This window comes from Streptococcus sp. KHUD_017, from assembly GCF_054861245.1.
This window is the reverse complement of the sequence record NZ_CM142175.1, coordinates 1,089,554-1,115,272: the sequence shown is the minus strand read 5'-3', so window position 1 is coordinate 1,115,272 and position 25,719 is coordinate 1,089,554. Positions and strand designations below refer to the sequence as shown.

At 37.0% G+C, this 25,719-nt stretch carries 24 protein-coding genes and 1 other annotated feature; all 24 genes read left to right on the top strand.

Going from position 1 to position 25,719, the window contains the following annotated elements; all coding sequences use genetic code 11:
* The first annotated feature begins 17 nt into the window (after positions 1-17).
* The 24 genes from ybeY to ACVAMZ_RS05420 all read left to right on the top strand — a co-directional run bounded on the left by ybeY (position 18) and on the right by ACVAMZ_RS05420 (position 25,654).
* The gene (ybeY, locus tag ACVAMZ_RS05535; RefSeq protein WP_461684261.1) at positions 18-515 is read left to right on the top strand and encodes an rRNA maturation RNase YbeY; all 498 of its coding nucleotides are present in this window, start codon (positions 18-20) and stop codon (positions 513-515) included.
* Positions 496-891, top strand: coding sequence for a diacylglycerol kinase family protein (locus ACVAMZ_RS05530; RefSeq protein WP_263393703.1), 396 nt, complete (start codon positions 496-498; stop codon positions 889-891). Before ybeY ends, ACVAMZ_RS05530 begins: the two co-directional genes overlap by 20 nt.
* A 17-nt stretch (positions 892-908) precedes the next feature.
* Positions 909-1,808 (top strand): GTPase Era, encoded by a 900-nt coding sequence (era, locus tag ACVAMZ_RS05525; protein WP_414293296.1) that lies wholly within the window; start codon positions 909-911, stop codon positions 1,806-1,808.
* A 56-nt stretch (positions 1,809-1,864) separates the two neighbouring features.
* The gene (locus ACVAMZ_RS05520) at positions 1,865-3,946 is read left to right on the top strand and encodes an HsdM family class I SAM-dependent methyltransferase (RefSeq protein ID WP_461684260.1); all 2,082 of its coding nucleotides are present in this window, start codon (positions 1,865-1,867) and stop codon (positions 3,944-3,946) included.
* Positions 3,934-5,121, top strand: coding sequence for a restriction endonuclease subunit S (locus ACVAMZ_RS05515; RefSeq protein ID WP_461684259.1), 1,188 nt, complete (start codon positions 3,934-3,936; stop codon positions 5,119-5,121). The genes ACVAMZ_RS05520 and ACVAMZ_RS05515 overlap by 13 nt, the downstream gene beginning before the upstream one ends.
* Positions 5,114-5,632, top strand: coding sequence for a restriction endonuclease subunit S (locus tag ACVAMZ_RS05510; protein WP_461684258.1), 519 nt, complete (start codon positions 5,114-5,116; stop codon positions 5,630-5,632). The genes ACVAMZ_RS05515 and ACVAMZ_RS05510 overlap by 8 nt, the downstream gene beginning before the upstream one ends.
* 12 nt (positions 5,633-5,644) lie before the next feature.
* The gene (gene mutM, locus ACVAMZ_RS05505; protein WP_461684257.1) at positions 5,645-6,469 is read left to right on the top strand and encodes a DNA-formamidopyrimidine glycosylase; all 825 of its coding nucleotides are present in this window, start codon (positions 5,645-5,647) and stop codon (positions 6,467-6,469) included.
* Complete coding sequence (gene coaE, locus ACVAMZ_RS05500; protein WP_461684256.1) at positions 6,469-7,062, top strand: dephospho-CoA kinase; 594 nt, start codon at positions 6,469-6,471, stop codon at positions 7,060-7,062. Before mutM ends, coaE begins: the two co-directional genes overlap by 1 nt.
* Positions 7,063-7,145: 83 nt before the next feature.
* On the top strand, positions 7,146-7,295 hold the full coding sequence (gene rpmG / locus ACVAMZ_RS05495; RefSeq protein WP_007519517.1) for a 50S ribosomal protein L33: 150 nt from the start codon (positions 7,146-7,148) through the stop codon (positions 7,293-7,295).
* A gap of 39 nt (positions 7,296-7,334) precedes the next feature.
* Entirely contained in the window at positions 7,335-7,568 is a 234-nt protein-coding gene (gene secG / locus ACVAMZ_RS05490) for a preprotein translocase subunit SecG (protein WP_000282517.1), read from the top strand.
* Positions 7,569-7,662: 94 nt separating this feature from the next.
* Positions 7,663-10,005 carry a ribonuclease R gene (gene rnr, locus ACVAMZ_RS05485; RefSeq protein ID WP_461684255.1) on the top strand — a complete coding sequence of 781 codons (2,343 nt, stop codon included), beginning with the start codon at positions 7,663-7,665 and terminating at the stop codon, positions 10,003-10,005.
* Positions 9,968-10,435: an SsrA-binding protein SmpB gene (gene smpB, locus ACVAMZ_RS05480; RefSeq protein WP_461684254.1), complete on the top strand. Its 468-nt coding sequence runs from the start codon at positions 9,968-9,970 to the stop codon at positions 10,433-10,435. Before rnr ends, smpB begins: the two co-directional genes overlap by 38 nt.
* A 14-nt stretch (positions 10,436-10,449) precedes the next feature.
* Positions 10,450-11,310 carry an SAM-dependent methyltransferase TehB gene (tehB, locus tag ACVAMZ_RS05475; RefSeq protein ID WP_461684253.1) on the top strand — a complete coding sequence of 287 codons (861 nt, stop codon included), beginning with the start codon at positions 10,450-10,452 and terminating at the stop codon, positions 11,308-11,310.
* A gap of 189 nt (positions 11,311-11,499) precedes the next feature.
* Positions 11,500-12,648: a PDDEXK family nuclease gene (locus tag ACVAMZ_RS05470; RefSeq protein ID WP_461684252.1), complete on the top strand. Its 1,149-nt coding sequence runs from the start codon at positions 11,500-11,502 to the stop codon at positions 12,646-12,648.
* Positions 12,649-12,730: 82 nt separating this feature from the next.
* Positions 12,731-13,687 carry a competence protein CoiA gene (locus tag ACVAMZ_RS05465; RefSeq protein ID WP_461684251.1) on the top strand — a complete coding sequence of 319 codons (957 nt, stop codon included), beginning with the start codon at positions 12,731-12,733 and terminating at the stop codon, positions 13,685-13,687.
* A gap of 18 nt (positions 13,688-13,705) precedes the next feature.
* On the top strand, positions 13,706-15,508 hold the full coding sequence (gene pepF / locus ACVAMZ_RS05460) for an oligoendopeptidase F (RefSeq protein WP_461684250.1): 1,803 nt from the start codon (positions 13,706-13,708) through the stop codon (positions 15,506-15,508).
* Between the two features lies 1 nt (position 15,509).
* The gene (locus ACVAMZ_RS05455; protein WP_053092431.1) at positions 15,510-16,223 is read left to right on the top strand and encodes an O-methyltransferase; all 714 of its coding nucleotides are present in this window, start codon (positions 15,510-15,512) and stop codon (positions 16,221-16,223) included.
* Positions 16,224-16,296: 73 nt separating this feature from the next.
* Positions 16,297-17,265: a peptidylprolyl isomerase PrsA gene (prsA, locus tag ACVAMZ_RS05450; protein ID WP_049495122.1), complete on the top strand. Its 969-nt coding sequence runs from the start codon at positions 16,297-16,299 to the stop codon at positions 17,263-17,265.
* A gap of 212 nt (positions 17,266-17,477) precedes the next feature.
* A complete protein-coding gene (gene ftsW / locus ACVAMZ_RS05445) occupies positions 17,478-18,689 on the top strand; it encodes a cell division peptidoglycan polymerase FtsW (RefSeq protein ID WP_461684249.1) in 1,212 nt (403 codons plus the stop codon).
* A gap of 23 nt (positions 18,690-18,712) precedes the next feature.
* The gene (ppc, locus tag ACVAMZ_RS05440; RefSeq protein ID WP_461684248.1) at positions 18,713-21,538 is read left to right on the top strand and encodes a phosphoenolpyruvate carboxylase; all 2,826 of its coding nucleotides are present in this window, start codon (positions 18,713-18,715) and stop codon (positions 21,536-21,538) included.
* Between the two features lie 94 nt (positions 21,539-21,632).
* Positions 21,633-21,851 (top strand) — a binding site (T-box leader).
* Positions 21,852-21,983: 132 nt separating this feature from the next.
* Positions 21,984-22,982: a tryptophan ABC transporter substrate-binding protein gene (gene trpX / locus ACVAMZ_RS05435; protein ID WP_461684247.1), complete on the top strand. Its 999-nt coding sequence runs from the start codon at positions 21,984-21,986 to the stop codon at positions 22,980-22,982.
* Between the two features lie 60 nt (positions 22,983-23,042).
* Positions 23,043-23,909 carry an ABC transporter permease gene (locus tag ACVAMZ_RS05430; RefSeq protein ID WP_036752806.1) on the top strand — a complete coding sequence of 289 codons (867 nt, stop codon included), beginning with the start codon at positions 23,043-23,045 and terminating at the stop codon, positions 23,907-23,909.
* Positions 23,906-24,664, top strand: a complete 759-nt coding sequence (locus ACVAMZ_RS05425) for an ABC transporter ATP-binding protein (protein WP_461684246.1) — start codon at positions 23,906-23,908, stop codon at positions 24,662-24,664. The genes ACVAMZ_RS05430 and ACVAMZ_RS05425 overlap by 4 nt, the downstream gene beginning before the upstream one ends.
* Positions 24,665-24,931: 267 nt before the next feature.
* Positions 24,932-25,654: a TipC family immunity protein gene (locus ACVAMZ_RS05420; RefSeq protein ID WP_461684245.1), complete on the top strand. Its 723-nt coding sequence runs from the start codon at positions 24,932-24,934 to the stop codon at positions 25,652-25,654.
* Positions 25,655-25,719 lie beyond the last annotated feature (65 nt).

The following is a 25,719-nucleotide window of genomic DNA, read 5'->3' as shown; positions in this document are numbered from 1 at the left end:
AGAGAATCGAGAAGCACATGTATATTGAAATGGTAGATGAAACTGGTCAGGTTTCTAAAGAAATTTTAAAGCAAACACAAGAAATTTTGGAATTTGCTGCGAAAAAGATTGGAAAAGAAGACAAGGAGATGGTAGTCACTTTTGTGACCAATGAACGCAGTCATGAACTCAATCTAGAGTTTCGTGATACTGACCGTCCAACAGATGTTATTAGCCTTGAATACAAACCTGAATTAGAGATTACCTTTGACGAAGAGGATTTGGTAGAAGATCCTGACTTAGCAGAAATGATGTCAGAATTTGATTCTTATATCGGCGAGTTATTCATTTCAATTGATAAAGCACATGAGCAAGCTGAAGAGTACGGTCATAGTTTCGAACGTGAAATGGGCTTTTTAGCTGTGCACGGTTTTTTACACATAAACGGTTATGATCACTACACTCCGGAAGAAGAAGCGGAGATGTTCGGTTTACAAGAAGAAATTTTAACAGCCTATGGACTCACAAGACAATAAACGAAAATGGAAGAATCGCGACTTGCTCTCAAGTTTAGATTTTGCCCTGACAGGTATTTTTACTGCCGTAAAAGAAGAGCGTAATATGAGAAAGCATGCAGTGACTTCTCTCTTAGTTCTACTTGCAGGCATTGTTTTTCAAGTTTCCAGAATTGAATGGCTCTTTCTCCTATTAAGCATTTTTTTAGTCATTGCTTTTGAGATTTTGAATTCTGCTATTGAAAATGTAGTGGATTTGGCTAGCCATTATCACTTCGATATGCTTGCAAAGAAGGCTAAAGACATGGCTGCAGGTGCAGTTCTTGTTGTGTCTTTATTTGCTGCAGTGACTGGACTTATCATTTTCATCCCTAGGATTTGGGATTTGCTATTTTAAACATTATAGAGGTAACTATGACATTTAAATCAGGCTTTGTAGCCATTTTAGGACGTCCTAACGTCGGGAAGTCAACTTTTTTGAATCATGTCATGGGGCAAAAGATTGCCATCATGAGTGATAAGGCGCAGACGACGCGCAACAAGATTATGGGAATCTACACCACGGATAAGGAACAAATCGTCTTTATCGATACCCCAGGGATTCATAAGCCTAAGACTGCCCTTGGAGATTTCATGGTGGAGTCAGCCTATAGCACTCTTCGGGAAGTCGATACGGTTCTCTTTATGGTGCCAGCAGATGAACCACGTGGGAAGGGTGACGATATGATCATCGAACGTCTTAAAGTAGCTAAGGTTCCTGTGATTCTAGTGGTCAACAAGATTGACAAGGTGCACCCAGACCAACTTTTGGCTCAAATCGATGATTTCCGTAATCAGATGGACTTTAAGGAAATTGTACCGATTTCAGCTCTACAAGGAAATAATGTTTCGCGTTTGATTGATATTTTGAGCGAAAACTTAGAAGAAGGTTTCCAATATTTCCCGTCAGATCAAATCACCGATCACCCAGAACGTTTCCTAGTATCAGAGATGATTCGTGAAAAAGTGTTACACTTAACGCGTGAGGAAATTCCACACTCAGTTGCAGTAGTGGTTGATTCTATGAAACGAGATGAAGAGACTGACAAGGTTCATATCCGAGCAACCATTATGGTCGAGCGTGACAGCCAAAAAGGGATTATCATCGGTAAAGGCGGTGCCATGCTCAAGAAAATTGGAACCATGGCTCGTAAAGATATCGAACTCATGCTAGGAGACAAGGTCTTCCTAGAAACGTGGGTTAAGGTTAAGAAAAATTGGCGCGATAAGAAATTAGATCTTGCCGATTTTGGTTATAACGAAAAAGAATATTAAAAAAAACTCTTTAAGAGAGTTTTTTAGTATAACTGAATAATAATGGAGAATAATAAATGTCAGAGCAGTTAATTCAAAATAGTATTTTTTCCACACCAGTAATATTTGATAAATATGAATGTTATAGTATTGGTGCAACAACCGTTAATAATTTGATAAAATCAAATATTATCAAAAATGTAAATCTAAAGAGAAGTCTTGGGAATAAAAAACCAGATGTTTTAATTCTAGATGATAATAAAAACGTAATTATCTATGTTGAGCAAAAGATACCAAGTAAATTTAAGAGTGATAAGGATATTGAAGAAGCGATTAAACAAGAGATAGATGTCGCTAAAGCTTTGGGTGCACTTATTTATATTGTAAGCGACGGTGATTCTTTTATCTGGATTAATCCTAAAACCGGGGCAAAGATTTTAGATGAGAATGGAAATGAAATTAATTTAGCGATAAAGCCAAAAGAAAATGGCAAACAAATTGTCAAGTTCATTAATGATATTTCATTATCTATTTCTGAAACAAATAATCAGATATTGAAAAAGGAATTTTTGGATCCTACTGATTTAGCTCAAAAGATTAATAGAATTTTAAAAAATTTAACTTTTGCATCAGCAAAGATGTCTTTATATACTTTTGTTGAGTTGTTTCTCTTTAAATATTTATCAGATATTGGTGTTTTAAATGGCGAAAATAGTTTTGAATACATTGTTTCTTTATATGAAAAGGAAGGATATTCTACCGCCTATGTTTTAGGAAAATACCTAGAAGGTGCTAGAGAGACGATGGTTAAATTGTTTCCAAAAGGTATAGATGGGACAAGCATTATCAATGGTCAAGTTTTTCATATTGAAAGAGATGAACAAAACGAATTTGTCAGCGTAGATAATACGGATACAGTATTTAAATCTGTTATTTTAGAATTTGAAAAATACGATAAAAAATATGGGAAATTCTTAAATATAAGTAAAGACTTCAAGTCAAAACTCTTTGAAACCTTTATGAAAAATAGTGATGACAAGAGTGATATGGGGCAGTTTTTTACACCATTAAAAATAGTAGACGAAATGGTTTCGATGGTAGATATTTCTGAGGGAATGACTATTTGTGATCCTGCTTGTGGTGTTGGTAAGTTTTTGCTTGAAGCAGTTGAAAAACGTATAGAAGACAGTTATAGCTATTCTAAAGGAAAGTTAGACTCTAAAATTCGATTTTTTGGCTATGACAAGATGATGTCTGAAAAAGACGATATCACAATTATTCTTGCTAAAGCTAATACGTTAATTTATTTTTCTGAATTATTCCAGCAAAATAATAGTTTTAAAGATGTACAAACAATTGCGAAAACACTATTAAATGATTCATTTTACTTACATAAGAGTATGTTAGGTACTCTGGAAAATTTTGAAAAAAATAAATACGACCTAATTTTAGCAAATCCTCCCTATTATCAAAGTAAGGAAATGTCAGAACTTGCCAAAGCTAGGGATATTTATAAGTATGGTGGTAGTGGTGTTGAAGCTCTCTTTTTAGAGTGGATTATGCGTTCCGTAAAACATGGTGGTGTAGCCAATATTGTTTTACCGGATGGTATTTTTTCTAATCATGCAAATAAAAAGTTAAAAGAAAAGTTAAAAGAACTCTTTTTTATCGACGCTTTGATTTCTTTACCAGTCAACGCTTTTTTTAACACACCTAAAAAAACCTACATTTTGACCATTCGTAAGAAAAAAGAGATTGAGATTGAAAATAATATCGTACAAGATTATCCTGTTTTTACCTACATTGCAGGTAGTATTGGTGAAACCTTAGATGTTTATCGATTTGATTCTGAAGAAAATGACTTAAAGCAAGCTGTCATCATGTATAATTTTTATCGCCAACATCAAGATAGAAATAATCTACAAGAACCGATTAAATCCCATCTTTTAAATGACTCTAGACTAAAATTAATTCCGATTGAGGAATTAGATAGTAAGAAGAGTTGGATTATTGAAAATTGGTGGTCTGAGGAAGAAAAGATTGCTATTGGTCTAAAAAAAGAAAGACAAGTCGTTTCGATTGATGAATTCCAAGCAATGATTGATGATATGATTTCTCTTATGCAAGATTTCAAGGAGGAGTTAGAATGGTTGAAATAAGAAGCAAACTTGTAACACTTTCAGAACTATTTACCAATAAAAGAGGAAATAGTAAGTATACGAAAGCTTACGTTAATAAAAATACTGGTGAGTTTGAAGTTTACACTGGTTCAACTAAAACTTCCTTTGGATTTATAGATACTTATGAATATGAATCTCCTCATTTAACCTATACAACAGATGGAGAGTATGCAGGAACTCTGGAAATTTTACAAGGTAAATACAATGTTGGGGGACACAGAGCTATTTTAATAAGTAAAGTGGATAATTTATCCTTATCTTATTGTAGATATGTTTTTCAAAGTATATTCTATAATTCTGTAAAACGTGGTGATGTTCCATCATTAGCTTGGTCTCAAATCAAAGATATAAGAGTTAGCATTCCAGTTACTGAAGATGGAGAATTCGACCTTAAAAAACAAGAAGAAATTGTTCGTAAGTTTGAATTAATTGAAGCACGCAAAGAAGAATTAGCTGAAAAGATTGAAGCGATCAAGTCAGTAGATGTGGATATTATGTCAGGAGAGACTCCTAAGAATACCTCAATTAAAGTTGCAGATTTGTTTGACTTGACTGTATCAACAAATTCTTCAAAATTTACGAAGACATTTGTGAAAGAAAATCCAGGCGATATACCAGTTTATGGTGCTAGTAGTGATAACTTACCAAGTTATGGTTATGTGAAAGACAATGCTGTAATTGTGGACAGAGATGGAAAACGTGAATTTCCTGTTCGCTATTTTGAAAACTGCTTGACTTACAATATAGATGGTCTTGCAGGTTATATTTTTTATCACGAGGGTCGTTTTAGTTTAAGTGAAAAAGTACGCCCGTTAGTTATAAGAGAAGAATATGCGAGTGAGGTTAACCCTTTATACTTGAAACAAGTTTTAGAACCAATTTTTCGTTCCCATGTTAAAGGGAGAAAAGGAGAAAATGGTAAAAATGAGTATACAAAGTTAAATACCTCTATGATAAAAAATTTAGAGGTCGTGCTTCCTCTTACCTCTTCAGGAAAAATTGACCTTGAAAAGCAAAATCAGATTGTACAAAATTCTCAAACAATCCTTGAAATGAAAAAAAATATTGAGAAGCAAGGATATCAGTTTATTCAATCGAATCTGGACTTTAATTCGAACGGCGTTCCATATATATATATATATAACCTTGGCTAATTTGTTTGATTTGAAACGTGGTTCTAGTAAGTATACGAAAAAATATTGCTTGGATAACAAGGGGAAGTATCCTGTCTACTCAGCTAATAATTCTGTTCCCCTTGGCTACCGAAATGATTTTGATTTTGATGGTTGTTATGCTACAATCTCTGTCAATGGTATAGCAGGAAAGATAACTTTAATAGATAATAAGTTTTCTTTGAATGCGGATAGAATGATTTTAATTCCTAAACAGGAAAAAACAAACATTGATTATATTGCTTATAATTTAGAACCTCTTTTAAGACAACAGGTTAAGGGAAGAAGTGGTGAAAATGGTAGAAATGAGTATACCAAAATAGAAAGAAATGTAATTTTGGATACTAAAATTCCTATTCCTTTTAATCGCTTTGGTGAAATTGATTTAGAGATACAAAAGGATATAGTAGAAAAAAATTATAAATTAAAAAATATAAAAACCGTCTTAGGAGAAGAAGTTGAAAAATTATTGCAATTTGAATTGAAATTTTAAGAAGGAGAAGCTATGCCTGAATTACCAGAAGTTGAGACTGTCCGACGTGGTCTGGAAAAATTAATTCTGGGGAAGAAGATTTCAAACATTGACATTTGTTACCCCAAGATGATAAAAACCGATTTGAATGAATTTCAGAAGGAAATGCCTGGTCAAGTCATTCAAACAATGGGACGTCGTGGCAAGTATCTGCTTTTCTATTTATCCGACAAAGTTCTAATCTCTCATTTGAGAATGGAAGGCAAGTATTTTTATTACCCAGACCAAGTTCCAGAACGTAAACACGCCCATGTTTTGATTCATTTTGAGGATGACGGAACTTTAGTCTATGAGGATGTCCGTAAATTTGGTACCTTGGAACTGTTAGCACCCGAACTCTTGGATTCTTACTTTATTTCAAAAAAACTTGGTCCGGAACCAACTGATAAGGATTTTGATTTAGGAAGTTTTAAACTTGCCTTGAAAAAATCTAAAAAACCAATCAAATCGCATCTTCTCGACCAGACTTTGGTTGCCGGATTAGGTAATATCTATGTTGATGAAGTACTTTGGAGAGCGAAAGTCCATCCTTCTAGAACCTCTAATAGTTTAACAGCACAAGAGGCTAGAAAAGTACATGATGAAACAATCAATGTTTTAGGTCAGGCGGTTGAAAAGGGTGGTTCAACAATTCGTACTTATACCAATGCATTTGGAGAAGATGGCACCATGCAGGAATTCCATCAAGTATACGACAAGGTAGGTCAACCTTGTTCGCGTTGTGAAACCATCATCGAAAAAATTCAACTAGGTGGTCGTGGAACCCACTTTTGTCCCAAGTGTCAAAGGAGAAAGTGATGGGAAAAATAATCGGAATCACTGGTGGTATTGCGTCAGGCAAGTCCACTGTCACAGAATTTTTAAGACAAAAAGGGTTTCAAGTTGTAGATGCGGATGCAGTCGTCCACCAACTACAAAAACCTGGTGGACGACTCTATCAGGTTTTAGTGAAGCATTTTGGGGAGAAAATCCTTCTTGAAAATGGTGAACTGAATCGCCCCTTGCTTGCTAGCCTTATTTTTTCAAAGCCAGAAGAGCAAGAATGGTCTAAGAGAACCCAGGGTGAGATTATTCGTGAGGAGTTAGCTGCATTACGAAATCAGTTTGCTCAGACAGAAGCTCTCTTTTTCATGGATATCCCCCTACTTTTTGAGCAAGACTATGCTTCATGGTTTGACGAAACTTGGCTAGTCTATGTAAATCGTGATGTTCAATTGGAGCGATTAATGAAACGGGACCAAATTTCAAAAGAAGCAGCCGAATCCCGTTTAAACTCTCAATGGCCTTTAGAAAGAAAAATTAGTCTGGCTAGTCACAGTCTAGATAATAATGGAAACCAAGGACAGTTGATAGCTCAAGTAGTTCAGTTGCTTGAAGAAATGTGTCTATAAATTAACATTGTTAGGAAGGAGAATTTTGGTATTGTTTGTTCAAATCATCTTAGATTGAAATAGTATCAAATACAAAAAATCTAGTGCGTGTAAAAATTAATCTAAAATGCTCCTCTTGTGGCAGCATGAATTATCTAACCAGTAAGAACTCCAAAACACATCCAGATAAGATTGAAGTCTTAAAGTATTGTCCCAAAGAAAGAAAAGTGACTCTACATCTTGAATCTAAGTAGAAATTATGGTAGAATAATAGGGATTTTAAGGAGTTTGATATGTATAACCTATTATTAACCATTTTATTAGTATTATCTGTTGTGATTGTGATTGCAATTTTTATGCAACCAACTAAAAATCAATCTAGCAATGTATTCGATGCCAGCTCAGGTGATTTGTTTGAACGCAGCAAAGCGCGTGGTTTTGAAGCCGTAATGCAACGTTTGACAGGAATCTTAGTCTTTTTCTGGCTAGCCATTGCCTTAGCATTGACGGTATTATCAAGTAGATAAGAAAATAATGGGCGAGACTAGGTCTTTGCCTATTTTTATTTTTTAAAGAAATAAGATTTTACACCAAAAAAATTTAACAATCTAGAAAGAAAACATGAAAGATAGAATAAAAGAATATTTAAAAGAAAAGGGGCGAGTCACTGTAAATGACTTGGCTCAAGCTCTCGGAAAGGATGGTTCTAAGGACTTCCGTGAGTTAATCAAAACTCTTTCACTGATGGAGAGAAAGCACCAAATTCGCTTTGAAGAAGATGGTAGTCTCACCTTGGACCAAAAGAAGAAACACGAGATTACCCTTAAAGGAACTTTTCATGCCCATAAAAATGGCTTCGGCTTTGTTAGTCTTGAAGGCGAGGAAGACGATCTTTTTGTAGGAAAAAATGATGTTAACTATGCCATTGATGGCGATACGGTTGAAATTGTAATCAAGAAGGTTGCGGACCGCCAAAAAGGAACTGCAGCTGAAGCAAAGATTATCGATATTTTAGAACACAGTTTGACGACAGTTGTTGGTCAAATCGTTCTTGATGAGGAAAAACCCAAGTATGCAGGTTACATCCGTTCAAAAAATCAAAAGATTAGTCAACCAATCTACGTTAAGAAGCCAGCTATTCAATTAGACGGTACAGAAGTTCTCAAGGTCTTTATCGATAAGTACCCAAGTAAGAAACACGATTTCTTTGTCGCTAGTGTCCTAGATGTGGTTGGACATTCAACAGATGCGGGGATTGACGTTCTTGAGGTCTTGGAGTCAATGGACATTGTATCTGAGTTTCCAGAGGCTGCTCTTAAAGAAGCAGAAAAGGTTCCCGATGCACCATCAGAGAAAAATCTGGAAGGTCGTCTAGACTTAAGAGATGAAATTACTTTTACCATTGATGGAGCTGATGCAAAAGACTTGGATGATGCTGTTCATATCAAACCATTGAAAAATGGAAATATCGAACTAGGTGTTCACATTGCCGATGTCTCCTACTATGTGACAGAGGGTTCTGCTCTTGACAAGGAAGCCCTCAATCGTGCGACCTCTGTCTATGTGACAGACCGTGTAGTTCCAATGCTGCCAGAGCGCCTCTCAAACGGAATCTGTTCTCTTAACCCTCAAGTGGACCGCTTGACTCAATCCGCTATTATGGAGATTGATAAAAATGGTCGTGTTCGTAATTATACGATTACTCAGACTGTTATCAAGACAAGTTTCCGTATGACCTATAGTGATGTCAATGACATCCTAGCAGGTGATGAGGAGAAGAGACGAGACTATAAGAAAATTGTTCCTAGTATCGAACTTATGGCCAAGCTCCATGAGACTTTGGAAAGTATGCGAATTAAGCGTGGTGCTTTAAATTTTGATACCAATGAAGCTAAGATTTTGGTAGATAAAAAAGGCAAGCCAGTTGATATTGTTCTTCGTCATCGTGGCGTTGCTGAACGTATGATTGAGTCCTTTATGTTGATTGCTAACGAAACGGTTGCCGAGCACTTTAGCAAGCTGGACCTACCTTTTATCTATCGTATCCATGAGGAGCCTAAAGCTGAGAAAGTTCAGAAGTTTATTGATTACGCTTCAAGTTTTGGATTGCGAATTTATGGGACTGCCAGTGAGATTAGCCAGGAAGTACTCCAAGACATCATGAGTGCTGTTGAAGGCGAGCCATATGCGGATGTATTGTCCATGATGCTTCTCCGTTCGATGCAGCAGGCTCGTTATTCTGAGTATAATCACGGTCACTATGGATTAGCTGCAGACTACTACACTCACTTTACCAGCCCAATTCGTCGTTATCCTGACCTTCTTGTTCATCGTATGATTCGTGACTATGGACGTTCTAAGGATGTAGCAGATCATTTTGAACAGGTCATTCCTGAGATTGCCACCCATTCTTCCAACCGTGAGCGCCGAGCTATCGAGGCTGAGCGTGAAGTCGAAGCCATGAAAAAAGCTGAGTACATGGAAGAGTATGTTGGCGAAGAGTATGATGCAGTTGTTTCAAGTATCGTTAAATTTGGTCTTTTTGTTGAATTACCAAATACAGTTGAAGGATTGATTCACATTACCAATCTACCTGAATTTTACCATTTTAATGAACGCGATTTAACCCTCCGTGGGGAGAAATCAGGAATTACTTTCCGAGTGGGGCAGCAGATCCGTATTCGTGTCGAAAGAGCGGATAAGATGACTGGTGAAATCGATTTCTCCTTTATTCCAAGTGAATTTGATGTCATTGAAAAAGGTCTGAAAGGCTCTGGTCGTAAGGATAGAGGGCGTCGTTCAGACAGGAAAGAAGACAAGAGAAAAGCTGGTCGCTTAGGTGATAAGCACAAGCATTCTCCAAAAGACAAGAAGAAAAAAAGCAAGAAACCTTTTTACAAAGAAGTAGCAAAGAAAGGAGCCAAGCATGGCAAAGGGCGAGGGAAAGGTCGTCGCGCAAAATAAAAAAGCGCACCACGACTATACAATCGTAGATACGCTAGAAGCAGGAATGGTCCTGACAGGAACTGAGATCAAGAGTGTTCGAGCAGCCCGCATCAATCTGAAAGATGGGTTTGCCCAGGTTAAGAATGGGGAAGTTTGGCTGAGTAATGTCCATATCGCTCCTTATGAAGAAGGAAATATCTGGAATCAGGAACCCGAACGTCGTCGTAAACTCCTCCTTCATAAAAAACAAATCCAGAAATTGGAGCAAGAAACAAAAGGAACAGGGATGACCTTGGTTCCTCTTAAAGTTTATATCAAAGATGGCTATGCCAAGTTACTTTTAGGACTTGCAAAAGGGAAACATGATTATGATAAACGTGAGTCTATCAAACGACGTGAGCAAGATCGTGATATTGAACGTGTTATAAAAGCTGTTAACCACCGATAGAAAGAGTGAAGAATATGGAAAAACTAGTTGCCTACAAACGCATGCCTGTCTGGAATAAAGACACCATGCCAGAAGCTGTTCAAAGAAAACACAATACTAAGGTCGGTACTTGGGGCAAGATTACCGTATTAAAAGGGACTCTTAAGTTTATTGAGTTGACTGAAGACGGGGAAGTTTTAGCCGAGCACTTTTTTGAAGCAGGTGCTGATAATCCTATGGCACAACCTCAAGCCTGGCACCGAGTAGAGGCCGCAACAGACGATGTGGAATGGTACTTGGAATTTTATTGTAAAGCAGAGGATTATTTCCCCAAGAAATACAATACTAATCCAGTTCATTCGGAAGTTTTAGAAGCTATGGATACAGTAAAACCATGTAAGGCACTAGACCTAGGATGTGGTCAAGGAAGAAATGCACTCTTTCTAGCTCAACATGGATTTGATGTCACAGCTGTAGATCAAAATGAGCTATCTCTTGAAATCTTGCAAAGCATTGTGGAGCAAGAAGATTTAGAAATGCCTGTCGGTATCTACGATATCAATTCAGCTAGCATTGGACAAACTTATGATTTTATCGTATCAACGGTTGTTCTGATGTTTTTACAAGCAGATCGCATTCCTGCAATTATCAAAAACATGCAGGAACAAACCTCAATTGGAGGTTACAATTTGATAGTGTGTGCTATGGATACAGAAGATTATCCTTGCTCAGTCAACTTCCCATTTACCTTTAAAGAGGGTGAGTTGGCAAATTACTACAAGGATTGGGAGTTGGTCAAGTACAATGAAAATCCTGGCCATCTCCACCGTCGTGATGAAAACGGAAATCGTATCCAACTACGTTTTGCAACAATGTTGGCTAAAAAAGTAAAATAAATGAATAAAAGGGATAGAGAGCGGTCGTTTTCTATTCCTTATTTGTTACCCTAATAAGAAAGGGAAATCTCAATTTATGCTATACTAGAAGTAGGAGAAGTCGATGAAATTAAACAGAATTGTGATAGTTTTAAAACGATTCTGATCGACCACCATCCTTTCAGACATTTTTGTCTAGGAGGTCTTAAGATGACTAGTCTTTTAATTGAACTATACGATCGTCATACCATTGAGAAAAATGTCTACCAAGCTTTTGTCAGTGATTGTGATGAGATTTTATACCTTTCTACAAGAAAAATTGCTGAGGAAGATAAGCTATCCTTGAAGCATTTTCTAATGGAACAAGTTCCACACTTAAAACAAGTACATTTTCGACAATTTCACCTAGAAAAAATCTGCCAGGAATTAGACGTATTTATCAATGATTTTGAGACAGTGACCATCGATGTTTTTGGTGGAGATAATCTATTAGCAATAGTTCTATATCAGTATGGTTTGGAGAAAGGTATTCCCATTATTGCTATGGATGTTGAACAAGGAAAGCAGTATGCCTGGGAAAGGAATAAGATTTATGATAAACAGTTAGAGATTCCTAGTTTATCCATTGAACAATTGATAGCTTTACGTGGTGGCAAAGTCCTTAAATCAAGAAGACCTCAGCATTCTAATAAGCAAGTGCTAGCTATTAAAAAATTGGCCAAATATGCTATCGAAAATCCTGAAAAATGGTATCAGATTACCCAATTCTTTGCACTGGCAAAAACAACTGATTTTCATGCTGAAACAGCAAAAATTTTGGAGAGTAATGGAAAAAATTATTCTTATCCCAGTAGCTTGATTCCTTTGTTCACAAAAGCTAATTTATTGAAAGTAGAAGAGGAAACAACAGATACTGTCACTTATACATTCCCAACACCAGAAGCACATCTGTTATGTCGAACAAAAGGGCATATTTTAGAATTGTATATCTATTTACTAGCCCTCGAGTCGGAGTATTTTGATGAATGTATGATTGGTACTGAAATTGACTGGAATGGGATTTTCCCTGAGGCTGACAATGTTCAAAATGAGATTGATGTTATTCTTCGTAAAAGTCACTCTGTAGTTTTCATTTCTTGTAAAATGACTGATCTTTCAGTTGAAGCTATCAACGAACTTGAAGTATATGCCAATCATTTTGCGGGTGACAATTGTTTGAAGATGATTGTTTGCTCAGGCAAGATTAACCCCGTTTACAGTCATCGTTGTCAAGAATATGGTGTAATGGTGATAAAGCAGGATCAAATACAGAATCTTATTCCCATGTTACGGAAATATATTCGAAAACATATGAAATAGTTGAAAATTAAATGTGAAAAAGGTTGAGTTGGTCAGCCTTTTTCTTCTCTTTCTTTTCGAATGGATTAGAAAAGGAGAGTTTATGTTTTTAGCTAGAGATAAAAAAGGTCATTTAATCAACGCGTTAGAGAATGAAGTAAAGAAACAAGCTTATTATTGTCCAGCTTGCGGAACAAGTGTTCGCTTGAAAAAAGGGAAAAATGTAAGAACTCATTTTGCGCATGAAAGTTTAAAAAGTTGTGATTTTTATCATGAGAATGAAGGACCAGAACATTTAGAGAATAAGGTGGCACTTTTTAATTGGGCTAAGAAAGATGCTGAAGTAGAAATGGAATATCCGATTCCTGAACTTAAGCAAATCGCAGATATCCTCATCAATAAGCAATTAGCACTGGAAGTTCAATGTAGTCCTATTTCTTGCGAACTTTTACGGGAGAGAAGCAATGGTTATCGAAGTTTGGGAATTCAAGTTCTTTGGCTATTGGGAGAAAAGCTCTGGCTAAAAGAGCGACTAACTAAACTTCAAAGAGATTTTCTTTATTTTAGTCATAATATGGGATTTTATCTTTGGGAGTTAGACCATAAAAGACAAATTTTGAGGCTCAAGTACCTCCTTCATCAAGATTTGAAAGGGAAACTCCATTATCAGCTCAAGGAATTTTCTTATGGCAAAGGAAATCTCCTAGAAATTTTACGTAGTCCCTACCAGCAGCAAGAGCTAACTGCTTTTTCTGTCGAACAGGACAAGAATATTTGTCGTTACATTCAAAAACAGCTTTACTATCAAAACCCCTATTGGATGAAACAACAAGCTCAAGCTTACTTAAGAGGAGAAAATCTTTTAAATCTAAAAAAACAGGACTGGTATCCCCAAGTAAGGCCGATAGAACGTGGTCATTTTTGTCAGATAAGTCAAAATCTATATGATTATTACCGCAACTTTCAGGCTTATTATGAACTGAATCCACAAAATCAGCAACAAAAGCTCTATCCACCTGCCTTTTATCAGCATTATTTCTCGAAAAATATGGTAAAATAGAAAGGATGGAGGAAATTTATGGTATTACAACGAAATGAAATCAATGAAAAAGATACATGGGATCTATCAACGATCTTTGAAACAGACCAAAAATGGGAAGAAGAATTAGCCCTATTAACCGAGGATACAAAACAAGCAGCTAGCCTTGAAGGACATCTTTTGGATAGCGCAGAGAGCCTATTAAATATTACAGAGCGTTATCTAGATTTGAGTCGTCGTCTTGAAAAACTTTATGTTTATGCACATATGAAAAACGACCAAGACACACGAGTAGCTAAGTATCAAGAATACTACGCAAAAGCAATGGCTCTTTATAGTCAACTAGACCAGGTCTTCTCTTTCTATGAGCCAGAATTTATGGCTATCACAGAAGAGCAGTATCAAAACTTTCTAGCAGAAGAACCAAAACTCCAGCCTTATAAACATTTCTTTGATAAACTATTGCAAAATAAGGAACATGTCCTTTCACAACGTGAAGAAGAGTTGCTTGCAGGTGCTGGTGAAATCTTCGGGGCAGCTAGTGAAACCTTTGCTATCTTAGATAATGCAGATATCGTCTTTCCATTTGTTCAAGATGAAGATGGAAATGAAGTGCAATTATCACACGGTGTTTATATGCGGTTGGTAGAATCTAAAAATCGTGAAGTTCGTCGTGGTGCATATGAAGCACTATACTCTACCTATGAGCAATACCAGCACACTTACGCTAAAACCTTGCAGACCAATGTAAAAGTACAAAACTACCGTGCAAAAGTTCGGAACTACAAGAGTGCGCGTGAAGCAGCTCTTGCAGCGAACTTTGTTCCAGAAAGTGTCTATGACAACTTAGTATCTGCTGTTCGTAAGCATTTGCCATTATTGCATCGTTATCTCTCACTTCGTTCAAAAATCTTGGGTATTCCAGACCTTAAAATGTACGATGTCTATACACCACTGTCTTCAGTAGAATACAGCTTTACTTATGAGGAAGCCTTGAAGAAGGCAGAGGAAGCTTTGGCTGTTCTTGGTGAGGATTACTTGAGTCGTGTTAAACGCGCCTTTAGCGAACGTTGGATTGATGTGTATGAAAACCAAGGCAAGCGTTCAGGTGCATACTCTGGTGGTTCCTACGATACTAACGCCTTCATGCTCCTTAACTGGCAAGATAACCTAGATAATCTCTTTACTCTTGTACATGAGACAGGTCATAGTATGCATTCAAGCTACACGCGTGAAACCCAACCTTATGTATACGGAGATTATTCAATCTTCTTGGCAGAAATTGCTTCAACAACCAATGAAAATATCTTAACTGAAAAATTATTGCAAGAAGTTCAAGATGACGCAACACGCTTCGCTATTCTAAACAACTTCTTGGATGGTTTCCGTGGAACAGTGTTCCGCCAAACTCAATTTGCTGAATTTGAACATGCTATTCACCAAGCCGATCAAAATGGTGAAGTCTTGACAAGCGAGTTCTTAAACAATCTCTATGCTGACTTGAACCAAGAATATTATGGCTTAAGCAAGGAAGACAATCCTCAAATTCAGTACGAGTGGGCTCGTATCCCTCATTTCTACTATAATTACTATGTATATCAATATTCAACAGGCTTTGCAGCAGCTTCAGCCTTGGCTGAAAAGATTGTTCACGGTAGTCAAGATGATCGTAACCGTTATATTGATTACCTCAAGGCTGGGAAGTCAGACTATCCTCTAAATATCATGCGAAAAGCTGGTGTTGATATGGAAAAAGAAGACTATCTTAATGATGCCTTTGCAGTCTTTGAACGCCGTTTGGATGAGTTCGAAGCCCTTGTTGAAAAATTAGGATTAGCATAAAATGGTTGAGTCATACAGTAAAAATGCTAACCATAACATGCGACGGCCTGTTGTTAAGGATGAGATTGTGGAATTTATGCGCCACAGACAAGAGCAGGTGACTGGTTCTTTAAAAGAACTAGAAAACTTTGCTCGCAAGGAGAATATTCCTATCATTCCTCATGAAACAGTCGCTTATTTCCGTTTCCTAATGGAAACAATTCAACCAAAGAATATTTTAGAAATTGGAACGGCAATTGGATTTTCAGCTCTTTTAATGGCAAATCATGCTCCAAATGCAAAAATAACAACCATTGACAGAAATCCTGAAATGATTGGTTTTGCCAAGGAAAATTTCGCCAAGTTTGATAATCGCCAACAAATCACTCTTTTGGAAGGCGATGCGGTAGACGTTTTGTCAATATTGACAGAGACCTATGATTTTGTTTTTATGGATTCTGCTAAGTCCAAATACATCATCTTTCTACCAGAAATACTCAAACACCTTGAGGTTGGTGGAGTAGTTGTCTTGGATGATATTTTCCAAGGTGGAGATATTGCTAAGGATATTATGGAAGTCCGACGTGGACAACGGACGATTTATCGGGGCTTGCAACGACTCTTTGATGCGACTTTGGACAATCCAGGATTAACCGCTACTTTGGTTCCTCTTGGAGATGGAATATTGATGCTAAGAAAGAATCAAGCAGAAGTAGAACTGCCTGATGTTGATTAGTTTCAGATATTTTTAAGACAATTTAGTAAAATAGATAAGGTGAACATTTATCTAGTGATAAAAAGGAGTAAACATGAAGAAAAAATTATTGGCTGGTGCCATCACTTTGTTATCAGTAGCTACTTTGGCTGCTTGTTCAAATAGTTCTCAAGGAGCTGACCTCATCAGTATGAAGGGTGATGTCATCACTGAGCACCAATTTTATGAAGAAGTGAAAAACAACCCAACTGCACAACAAGTATTACTTAACATGACTATTCAAAAAGTTTTTGAAAAACAATATGGATCTGAAGTAAGTGACAAAGAAGTAGAAGATGCGGTAGCAGAAGAACAGAAGAAATATGGTGATAGCTATCAAATCGTTCTTTCTCGTGCTGGTATGACAGCAGAAAGTCGTAAAGCTCAAATTCGTACAAGTAAACTAGTTGAGTATGCTGTTAAGAAAGCTGCAGAAGCTGAATTGACAGATGAGAACTACAAAAAAGCTTACGATGAGTACACACCAGAAGTAACTGCGCAAATTATTAAACTTGACAGTGAAGATAAGGCTAAAGAAGTACTTGCTAAAGCTAAAGAATCTGGAGCTGACTTCGCACAATTGGCTAAAGATAATTCAACTGACGAAAAGACAAAAGCAAATGGTGGAGAAATCACTTTTGACTCTGCATCAACAGAATTGCCAGACGTTGTTAAAAAAGCTGCATTTGCTCTTGATGTAGATGGTATTTCAGATGTGATCACAGCGCCAGGTACACAAGCTTATTCAAACAGCTTCTATATTGTGAAATTGACTAAGAAAACAGAAAAATCTTCTAACTGGGAAGATTATAAAGAAAAATTGAAGACAGTTATCCTGACTCAAAAACAAAATGATGCTACTTTTGTTCAAGGCATTATTAGTAAAGAATTGCAAGCAGCAAATATCAAGGTCAAAGACCAAGCATTCCAAAATATCTTTACTCAGTACATCCAAAGTGATACAACAGCTCAAACGACAACTACATCAGCAGCAACTGAAACGACAACAACATCTTCAAACTAAAGATGAAAACTCTATCTTTCTACTCTTGAAAGGTAGAGTTTTTTGAAGCTTTCTTAACTAAAAGTTGAAAATGTAGATAAATGATTTGTGAATTCTCCAAGTACAAATTCTAGGCTTTAACGGATAAGAGTTTTTTTCTAGTTTAAAAAATGGTATAATAGCTAGTAAAACTAGAATGAATAGAAAATTAAAAATTTAGTAGATGGTGAAATATGAAAATTAGTAAAAGGCACCTGTTGAATTACTCTATTTTAGTGCCCTATATTCTCTTGTCTGTTTTGGGACTGATAGTGATATATTCGACAACGAGTGCATCCTTGATTCAGGAGGGTAAGAGCGCCTTTCAATTAGTTCGAAATCAGGGCTTGTTTTGGATCGTTAGTTTGTTGCTTATTGCAGTAATCTATAAGTTGAAACTTGGTTTTCTTCGAAACGAACGTTTGTTATTTATTGTTATGTTTGCTGAGTTAGTGTTACTAGCTTTAGCTCGTTTGATTGGGATTCCCATCAATGGTGCTTACGGTTGGATCAAATTAGGACCTATTACTGTTCAGCCTGCGGAATACTTGAAAATTATCATCATTTGGTACTTGGCTCAACGTTTTTCAAAACAACAAGAAGAAATTGCCGTTTATGATTTCCAAGTTTTAACTCAAAACCAATGGTTTCCTAGAGCGTTTAACGATTGGCGGTTTGTACTTCTAGTCATGATTGGAAGTTTGGCTATTTTCCCTGACCTTGGAAATGCTACAATTCTCTTTTTGGTAGCATTGTTGATGTACTCAGTTAGTGGGATAGCTCACCGATGGTTTGCAACTATTCTTGGAGTATTGACCAGTTTATCCTTTGTTTCTCTATCAACCATTAAGCTTGTTGGTGTTGATAAGTTTTCTAAGATTCCAGTATTTGGATACGTAGCTAAACGATTCAGTGCTTTCTTTAATCCCTTTGATGATGTCGCTGGTGCAGGACACCAGTTGGCGAATTCATACTATGCTATGGTAAATGGAGGATGGTTTGGGCTAGGATTAGGAAACTCTATCGAAAAACGAGGCTATCTACCTGAAGCACACACAGACTTTGTTTTCTCTATTGTGATTGAAGAGTTTGGGTTTGTCGGTGCCAGTCTTATCTTAGCTCTATTATTCTTCCTAATTCTTCGTATTATTTTAGTGGGGGTACGAGCAAAAGATCCGTTCAACTCTATGGTAGCAATCGGTATTGGTGGAATGATTTTAATTCAGGTATTCGTTAATATCGGAGGGATTTCAGGATTGATTCCTTCAACAGGTGTAACCTTCCCATTCCTTTCACAAGGGGGGAATAGTCTCCTGGTTCTATCAGTAGCTATCGCCTTTGTGTTAAATATCGATGCTAGTGAAAAACGTGCAAAACTCTACAGCGAATATGAAGCACAGCTCTAAGAAAATGTGACAAGGAGAAAAATATGTCTCTTCAAAAACTAGAAAATAACAGAAACAAAACTGTAGTCCAAGAAGAAGTTCAAATCTTGACAGATTTACTTGAAGATATCACGAAAAATATGCTTCCTGCTGAGACTTTTAACAAGATTATGCAGTTGAAGAAACTATCATCAAATCTAGACTATCAAGGACTAGATAAGGTAGTGAGAAACCTTTCAAATGATGAAATGGTCTACATCTCTAGATATTTCTCTATTTTACCACTTTTGATTAACATCTCCGAAGACGTAGACTTAGCTTATGAGATTAACCATCTAAACAATATTGATCAAGATTATCTTGGTAAATTGTCAACAACCATTGAAATGGTTGCTGAAAAAGAAAATGCGGCTGAAATTCTTGAACATCTGAACGTTGTGCCAGTATTAACAGCCCATCCAACTCAGGTTCAACGTAAGAGTATGCTGGACTTGACTAATCATATCCATACTCTCTTGCGTAAATACCGTGACGTGAGAATGGGGCTTATTAACAAAGAAAAATGGCACAATGATCTTCGTCGCTACATTGAGATTATCATGCAGACGGATATGATTCGTGAGAAGAAGCTAAAAGTAACGAATGAAATCACAAACGTGATGGAATATTACAATAGTTCTTTCCTACAAGCTGTACCAAATCTAATGTTAGAGTATAAGCGTCTTGCAAAAGAGCAGGGAATTGACCTAAAACAAGCAAAACCTATCACCATGGGAATGTGGATTGGTGGAGACCGTGATGGCAATCCATTTGTAACTGCTGAGACACTCATGCGTTCTGCTACCATTCAAAGTGAAGTGATCTTAAACTACTACATCAGTAAGATTTCTAGTCTCTACCGTACTTTCTCTCTTTCTACTAATTTATCTAAGACAAGTAAGGCTGTTGAAGAAATGGCAGCTCAATCTCAAGATACTTCTGTTTTCCGCGAGAAAGAACCTTATCGTCGAGCTTTTCACTTTATTCAATCGAAATTAATTCAAACTCTTTTAAATTTAAAAGAGTGGGCTCTTGTCGGCTCATCAGCAGATGAACGCCATCACATTGAACGACTCTTTGGAACTCAAGGACATCAACAAGGAGTGGTTACTGACTATATTAGTAATCGTCTCTCAGGAGCCATTCAAGAATTGGCTGAAGATCGTCCTCCCTACTACGAAACAATTGAAGAATTTAAACAAGACTTAGCTATCATTAAAGATTCATTGCTTGAAAATAAGGCAGAAGCTTTGCTTACTGGAGAGTTTGCCGAGCTTTTGGAGGCTGTTGAAGTCTTTGGTTTCTTCTTGGCATCTATCGATATGCGCCAAGACTCAAGTGTTCATGAAGCCTGTGTTGCTGAATTGTTAGCATCTGCTGGAATTAATGACCATTATAGCGATCTTTCAGAAGATGAGAAGTGCGAGTTGCTTTTACATGAACTATTAGAAGACCCTCGAATCTTGTCAGCTACTCATGCTGAAAAGTCTGAACTTCTTGAAAAAGAATTAGCCATTTTCCAAACTGCACGTGAATTAAAAGATCGTTTGGGAGAAGACGTCATTCGTCAAACGATTATTTCTCATGCAACCAGCGTGTCTGATATGTTAGAATTGGCGATTATGCTGAAAGAAGTCGGTCTTGTGGATGCTAAAAAAGCACGTGTTCAAATCGTGCCTCTCTTTGAAACAATTGAGGATTTGGATCATTCCGAAGAGACTATGAGAAAGTATTTCTCTTTACCGCTTGCTAAGAAGTGGATTGCTTCAAAAGATAATTATCAAGAAATCATGTTAGGTTACTCTGATAGTAACAAGGATGGTGGTTATCTATCATCTTGTTGGACTCTATACAAAGCTCAACAACAATTAACCGCTATTGGTGATGAATTTGGAGTCAAAGTAACCTTCTTCCACGGTCGTGGTGGTACTGTTGGTCGTGGTGGTGGCCCTACTTATGACGCCATTGCTTCTCAACCACTCAAATCAATCAAGGACCGTATTCGATTAACTGAACAAGGTGAAGTTATCGGAAATAAATACGGAAACAAGGATGCAGCATACTATAACTTAGAAATGTTGGTATCAGCGGCTATCAACCGTATGATTACACAGAAAAAGAGCGATACTAATACATCAAATCGCTATGAGGCGATTATGGACCAAGTAGTCAGTCGTAGCTATGATATCTACCGTGAACTAGTATTTGGAAATGATCATTTCTACGATTATTTCTTTGAATCTAGTCCAATCAAGAATATCTCAAGCTTTAATATTGGTTCTCGTCCAGCAGCACGTAAAACAATCACTGAAATTGGTGGTCTACGTGCCATTCCTTGGGTATTCTCATGGTCACAAAGTCGTGTCATGTTCCCAGGTTGGTATGGTGTTGGTTCAAGCTTCAAGGAATTTATTGATCAAGATCCAAAAAATATTGAATACCTTCGTGACATGTATCAGAACTGGCCTTTCTTCCAGTCACTCCTATCTAACGTTGATATGGTTCTATCAAAATCAAATATGAATATTGCTTTTGAATATGCTAAACTTTGTGAAAGTGAAGAAGTGCAAGCAATCTACTATATAATTTTGGATGAATGGCAATTGACTAAGAATGTTATCCTGGCTATCGAAGGTCATGAAGAACTCTTGGCAGAAAACACTTATTTGAGAGATAGTCTAAATTACCGCATGCCTTATTTCAATGTTCTTAACTATATTCAGTTAGAGTTGATTAAGCGTCAACGTCGCGGAGAGTTGTCCTCACATGAAGAAAGATTGATTCATACGACCATTAACGGAATTGCTACAGGATTACGTAATTCGGGTTAATTTTAAAATATTTTTTTATAAAGTCCGTAAGAATTTTACATTTTTAAAAAAATAATTCATAAAATAACTTGACAAGCATTTTTAAAATGATATAATTTAAGCATTCAGAAAGTAATCATTAAAATTTTTTAGAGAGTCTGTGGTTGGTGGAAACAGATAGATGGAGATGATGAAAATTGGGCTGAATGTTATAAAGAATTTGAAATCATAAGAATTCGGTGCGCACACCTTACAGTGCAACTCGTGAAGCGAGATTGAGAGATAGGGAGGATTCCCTATAATTGAGGTGGCACCGCGCATCGACGTCCTCACACAAGTTTTTTGTGTGAGGACTTTTTCTATGGGGAGGTATATGATGGAATTTAAACGATGGCGACGCTTGGTAAAGTTATATTGAAAGTGACATGAACATGACGAAGTTTAAGTGAAATAAGGAGAAATAGATATGAATAAACGTTTAATTGGTATTATTGCAGCACTAGCACTTGTAGTTGGAGGAAGCTTGGTCTACTCTAACTTAACGAAACAAGATACTAAAACTGAGACAGTTAACAAAACGGCTAAGGTTGGTGTTCTACAGTTCGTCAGTCACCCATCGCTTGACTTAATCTACCAAGGTATCCAAGATGGGCTTGCTGAAGAAGGCTATAAAGGCGACCAAGTTAAAATCGACTTTATGAATTCAGAAGGTGACCAAAGTAAGGTTGCCACAATGAGTAAACAATTGGTGTCAAATGGAAATGATGTTGTTGTCGGAATTGCGACACCTGCAGCTCAAGGTCTAGCAAGTGCAACAAAAGACCTTCCTGTTATCATGGCAGCTATTACAGACCCAGTTGGAGCTAACCTTGTACAAAACTTGGAAAAACCAGGTGGAAACATCACAGGGGTATCTGACCATAACCCTGCTGAACAACAGGTTGAATTGATTAAAACATTGACTCCTGATGTCAAAACAGTTGGAGCTCTTTACTCAAGTAGTGAAGATAACTCTAAATCACAAGTTGAAGAGTTCAAAGCTTACGCTGAAAAAGCTGGTTTGAAAGTAGAGACTTTTGCAGTTCCTTCAACTAACGAAATTGCTTCTACAGTTAACGTTATGACAGGAAAAGTAGATGCAATCTGGGTTCCAATTGACAACACAATCGCATCTGCGTTCTCAACTGTAGTATCAAGTAACCAAACAGCTAAAAAACCAATCTACCCAAGTGCAACTGCCATGGTAGAAGCAGGTGGTTTGGCATCAGTCGTTGTGGACCAACACGATCTTGGTGTTGCTACTGGTAAGATGATTGCCAAAGTCTTGAAGGGTGAAAAACCAGCAGATACACCAGTCAATGTCTTCTCAACTGGTAAATCAGTTATCAATAAAAAAGTGGCTCAAGAACTTGGAATCACTATACCTGAATCAGTTCTTAAAGAAGCTGGTCAAGTAATCGAATAAGAATGAAGGAGGAGTTGGAGACATCTCCTCCAATATTTAAAAGAAGGAAATGAATGTAACATGATAGTATCGATAATTTCACAAGGATTTGTCTGGGCTATTCTAGGTTTGGGAATCTTTATGACCTTTCGAATCCTCAACTTTCCAGATATGACAACCGAGGGTTCCTTCCCTCTTGGAGGAGCGGTAGCAGTAACTCTAATTACACAAGGTGTCAATCCTTTTCTTGCTACATTAGTAGCTGTTGGAGCAGGTTGTCTTGCAGGTTTAGCGACTGGTCTTCTTTACACGAAAGGAAAGATTCCAACACTCTTGTCTGGTATTTTGGTGATGACTTCTTGCCATTCTATCATGCTCATGATTATGGGACGGGCAAACCTTGGGCTCTTAGGAACTAAACAAATCCAGGACGTTCTTCCTTTCTCATCTGAGGTTAATCAATTATTTACAGGTTTGATTTTTGTGACTTTGGTTATCCTTCTTATGCTTTTCTTCCTAGATACTAAATTGGGACAAGCTTATATCGCAACAGGAGATAATCCAGATATGGCTCGTAGTTTTGGTATCAATACTGGACGTATGGAGTTGATGGGCTTGGTCTTGTCAAATGGTGTGATCGCACTTGCTGGCGCTCTTATCGCTCAACAAGAAGGCTATGCGGATGTTTCTCGTGGTATCGGGGTTATCGTAGTTGGGCTTGCTAGCTTGATTATCGGAGAAGTACTCTTTAAGAGTTTGACCCTAGCAGAACGTTTGGTTACTATTGTCGTTGGTTCAATTAGCTACCAATTCCTAGTATGGGGAGTCATTGCTCTCGGCTTTAACACAAGCTACCTTCGACTATATAGTGCCCTTATCCTAGCAACATGTCTTGTAATTCCAACACTTAAGGATAAATACTTGAAAGGAGTCAAGTTAAGCAAATGACAGCAATTGTAGAATTAAGAAATGCCACAAAAATTGTGACAAATGGCTTTGACGAAGAAAAGATTATCCTAAACGATGTTTCACTTGATATCTATGAACATGACTTCATCACAATTTTGGGTGGAAATGGTGCGGGGAAATCAACTCTCTTTAATAGCATTGCGGGAACTTTACCTTTAACTAGTGGTAGTATTCGAATCATGGGGGAGGATGTGACTCATTTCAGTCCTGAAAAGCGTGCCAAGTACCTCTCTCGTGTTTTCCAAGATCCCAAGATGGGAACTGCCCCTCGTATGACCGTTGCAGAAAATCTCTTGATTGCTAAGTTTCGTGGAGAAAAACGTGGTCTATTTCCAAGAAGACTATCAGCTTATAAGGAAGAATTTCAAGGAACCATTGAGAAAGTCGGAAATGGACTAGAGAAACACTTGGACACCCCGATTGAATTCTTATCAGGTGGACAAAGGCAAGCCTTGAGCCTCTTGATGGCAACCTTGAAGCGTCCAGAACTCCTTTTGTTGGATGAACATACAGCTGCTCTTGACCCTAAAACAAGTGTGGCCTTGATGGAATTGACAGATGACTTTGTCAGTAAGGACCATCTTACTGCTCTGATGATTACCCACCATATGGAAGATGCTCTCAAGTACGGAAATCGTTTGATTGTTATGAAAGAAGGCCGAATCATCCAAGATTTGAATAAGGATGAAAAAGCCAAGATGAAGATTTCAGATTACTATCAGTTATTTGAATAGATAATTTTTAAAACATATATCATTAAAAACTTAGAAGTAGGATTTCTACTTCTAGTTTTTTTGTGTTAAAGGGAGTTTGTCAAAAACTAGTCTTATTGTCACCATCTAACATTTTATAGTATAATGATTCTAAGGAAATGGTACCTAGAGAAATAAAATTTCTAAAAAGATTGTATCGTCTGAATGTTATCTCGTCTTTAAAATAAGACGTTAAAAATATATTTTGACAGCAAAGAGCATATAAGTTCTAGGTAAGGAAAAATGTCAATGAAAAAAATTTTAAAAATTCTAGTCATAACTGTATTAGTTTTTCTAACTTTGTTCGGTCTGTATCGTGCCTATCAAAAGAATTATTATAAGGGAGTATATGAGTCTTTAAGCAATGTCTTTTTAGAAATGAATTATGCAGAAACCCATAGTGGTGTTTTACCTGGACTTGCTGATTTTAGTAAAGCCGTTGACGGAGGCCAATCATATCGCGATAAGGATATTACAGTTGGTATGAGGCTTGAATCAGGCTTATCTGAAAGTGAAATTATATTAGTGTATGTAGGTATTGAAGAAACATTTCTAATTGAGTATAGGCGGACGTTACCTGACGGTAGATATCTTTTTATTGACTATGATTATAGCGCTAAAATACTCAAACAAACTATTGAGGTTTCTGAATCTGATCAATCATTAGCTTACGGGTTAATTGGTTATAATATAGAAGTGAAGAGTGGAAAAGAATCTGATTTAGAGCTACATTTAAAAAGTTCCTATAGTTTTAGTTCGACTAAAGGCTTACCAAATTTTCAGATAACAAATCCAAACGAAGTACTAGAGTATTTAAAGCCTTATGGGATTGATGAAGCTTGGATTAAAGAAAAATCCCACTTCATGCTTTATGATGTCGTTCTAGAACGCTGGTTTAAAAATGGTAGTCAACGTTACTCAGTTGACAATCTTGGGGATGTAGAGATTGTGACACTAAGTTTTTCTGAATAGGATGATGCCCAAGCAATGGAGCTGTTAAAAGAGAAGAACAATGTTGCTTATCAGTTTATCCAAGA